The organism is Micromonospora sp. NPDC002575 (genome assembly GCF_042889525.1).
Taxonomy (GTDB): Bacteria; Actinomycetota; Actinomycetes; order Mycobacteriales; family Micromonosporaceae; genus Micromonospora; species Micromonospora carbonacea.
Genome location: NZ_JBIARA010000053.1, coordinates 1 through 2,965 on the forward strand (window position 1 = coordinate 1; position 2,965 = coordinate 2,965).

At 69.0% G+C, this 2,965-nt stretch carries 4 protein-coding genes; all 4 read left to right on the forward strand.

The features are described 5' to 3' along the window. Positions 1-217: hypothetical protein (locus ACFYWL_RS30920; protein ID WP_386980282.1), on the forward strand; the 217-nt coding region annotated here is incomplete at its 5' end. Continuing rightward, a complete protein-coding gene (locus tag ACFYWL_RS30925; protein ID WP_386980285.1) occupies positions 204-677 on the forward strand; it encodes a hypothetical protein in 474 nt (157 codons plus the stop codon). The genes ACFYWL_RS30920 and ACFYWL_RS30925, both read left to right, overlap by 14 nt. 79 nt (positions 678-756) lie before the next feature. Beyond that, entirely contained in the window at positions 757-2,022 is a 1,266-nt protein-coding gene (gene istA, locus ACFYWL_RS30930; RefSeq protein WP_386980288.1) for an IS21 family transposase, read from the forward strand. Further along, a complete protein-coding gene (gene istB / locus ACFYWL_RS30935; RefSeq protein ID WP_386980291.1) occupies positions 2,022-2,852 on the forward strand; it encodes an IS21-like element helper ATPase IstB in 831 nt (276 codons plus the stop codon). Before istA ends, istB begins: the two co-directional genes overlap by 1 nt. Positions 2,853-2,965 lie beyond the last annotated feature (113 nt).

Consider the following 2,965-nt stretch of genomic DNA (forward strand, 5'->3'; position numbering starts at 1 on the left):
CCAGGCGGTGGCAGCCGCCGCCTGGGCGCAACTCATCGCCCAGTACCTTGACGAGCACCGCGATGCCATGAGCGAGGTGGACGAGCTCGCGGAGCCCACCTTGCTGTCCTCGAAGGTCTGGAACCAGCGCAATACGGGCACTGGAACGTTCATCGGCGGTGACGTCCACGGTGGGCTGACGTTCAACTACGGCGGGGCGTCAGATGACGGACGCTGAGCACCGGGAACAGCACAACCATGGCTCCGGCACGTTTGTGGGTGGCGACGTTCACGGTGGTCTCTGGCAGATCTTTCTCCCGCCCTACGGGAAGAAGGCATCCGGCAATCCGGAACCGACTAAACGCCGGCCCGCGCAAGGCGACGACGATGAGGATGACTATCAGGACATCCTGTGGTCGCTGCTCGGCGCTGCGTGGATTTCCGCTGCGGCTGGCCTGGCCGTCGTATATGCGGTCATGGGCTGGCCCTGGACCGACCATGAACCGACTCCGGGTATCGCGTCCCGCATCGGTGTTGGGCTCGTCGCCGTCTACATCTGCCTGGCTGCGGCGGCTGCCTTCTTCGCGCGTCTCGCTCAAGTCTTCGAGCTCTGGTCGGAACAATGTGCCATCACGGCTACGCAAAGCCGGGGCCGGTTGGTGGCCAAGCCCCCTGTGTCGGCGACGGGTGAATCCTGACCCTCTGACGGCGGATCAAATCTGACCCTCTGTGGTGGTACATCCCTCCTGATCTTGATCAAGGTCAGGAGGAGAGAGGGTGATTCCTGTGGAGGACTGGGCAGAGATCCGCCGCCTGCACCGTGCCGAACACATGCCGATCAGGGCCATCGCGCGGCATCTGGGCATCTCGAAGAACACGGTCAAACGGGCGCTGGCCAGTGACCGGCCGCCGAGGTACGAGCGGGCGGCGAAGGGCTCGGCGGTGGACGCGGTCGAGCCGGCCATCCGTGAGCTGCTGCAGCAGACGCCGACGATGCCGGCCACGGTGATCGCCGAGCGGATCGGCTGGGAGAAGGGGATGACGGTGCTGAAGGAGCGGGTGCGGGAGCTGCGGCCGGCCTATCTGCCCATCGACCCGGTGTCGCGGACGGTGTATCAGCCCGGTGAGCTGGCCCAGTGTGATCTGTGGTTCCCGCCGGTCTCGGTGCCGCTGGGCCATGGGCAGGCCGGTTCGCCGCCGGTGCTGGTGCTGGTGTCGGGCTACTCGCGGATCATCGCGGCAAGGATGCTGCCCTCCCGGCAGGCCGGGGACCTGATCGACGGGCACTGGCGGCTGCTGTCCAGCTGGGGCGGTGTCCCGCGGATGCTGGTGTGGGACAACGAGCCGGGGGTCGGCCGGGGCGGGCACCTGACCGTGGAGTTCACCGCGCTGGCGGGGCTGCTGGCCTGCCGGATCTTCCAGACCCGCCCCCGCGATCCGGAGGCGAAAGGGCTGGTGGAGCGGGCCAACGGCTACCTGGAGACGTCCTTCCTGCCCGGGCGGACCTTCGCCGGACCGGACGACTTCAACGCCCAGCTGACCGCGTGGCTGGCGGTGGCCAACCGGCGCCATCACCGCAGTCTGGACGCGCGTCCGGCCGACCGGTGGGAGGCCGACAGGGCCCGGATGCTGCCCTTGCCGCCGACCTCGCCGCCGTGCTGGTGGCACACCACCCTGCGCCTGGGCCGCGATCACTACGTACGCGTCGATACCTGCGACTACTCCATCCACCCGCGTGTCATCGGCCGCAAGGTGGCCGTGGTCGTCACGACCGAGCAGGTCATCGCCTACTGCGACGGGCAGGTGGTGGCCCGGCATGCGCGCTGCTGGGCCCGCCACCAGACCCTCACCGACCCCGAACACGCGGCGGCCGGAGCCGCCCTGCGCGGCGCCTTCCGCCGCCACCAGGACGCCCGTGACGGCTGGTCCGGCGCCGCCGATCTGGTCGAGGTCGAGCAGCGCCGCCTGGAGGTCTACGACCGCGCCTTCACCGTCATCGACGGCGGCGGCGAGGGCGGCGAACCCGGCGCGGAGGTGTCCTGATGGCCGCCACTACTGCCCCCGCCGCGACCGGCACCACGACCACGCCGAAGCAGCCCACCGGCCGCCAGATGACCGCCGACCTGGCCTTCTACTGCCGCGCCATGAAGGCCCCCGCCTTGCTGGAAGCCGCCGAGCGCCTCGCCGAGCGCGCCCGCGGCGAAGGCTGGACCCACACCGAATACCTCGCCGCCTGCCTGCAACGAGAAGTCGCCGCCCGGGAGTCCCACGGCGGCGAAGCCCGCATCCGTGCCGCCCGCCTGCCCGCCATCAAGACGATCGAGGAACTCGACGTCACCCTGCTGCGTGGCGTGACGCGACAACAACTCTCCCACCTGGGAACATTGGACTTCATCAGCGCCAAGGAGAACGTGGTCTTCCTCGGCCCGCCGGGCACCGGAAAGACCCACCTGGCCACCGGACTCGCAGTCCGCGCCTGCCAGGCCGGCCACCGCGTCGCCTTCGCCACCGCCGCCCAGTGGGTCGACCGCCTCGCCGACGCCCACCACACCGGACGCCTCCAGAGCGAGCTTGCCAAGCTCGGCCGCTACCCGCTCATCGTGATCGACGAAGTCGGCTACATCCCCTTCGAGGCCGAGGCCGCCAACCTGTTCTTCCAGCTCATCTCCAACCGCTACGAGAGAGCGAGCGTGATCGTCACCAGCAACAAACCCTTCGGACGCTGGGGAGAGGTCTTCGGCGACGAGACCGTGGCCGCCGCCATGATCGACCGCCTCGTCCACCACGCCGAGGTCCACTCCCTCAAAGGCGACTCCTACCGCATGCGCGGACGCAACCTCGGACGCGTCCCCGCCCCCACCAACGACGACTGACCAACAACAACCCACCCAGCGGGTCAGAATTCAACCGCCCAAACTGGGTCAGATTTCAGCCGCCGCCGACACCCTGCGTCCATGTCCAGGGCTATGGCTGGTTTGACGGCCTC

Coding starts and splice junctions, on each gene's coding strand:
- ACFYWL_RS30925 (WP_386980285.1), top strand. CDS start 204: ATGACGGACGCTGAGCACCGGGAACAGCACAACCATGGCTCCGGCACG.
- istB (WP_386980291.1), top strand. CDS start 2,022: ATGGCCGCCACTACTGCCCCCGCCGCGACCGGCACCACGACCACGCCG.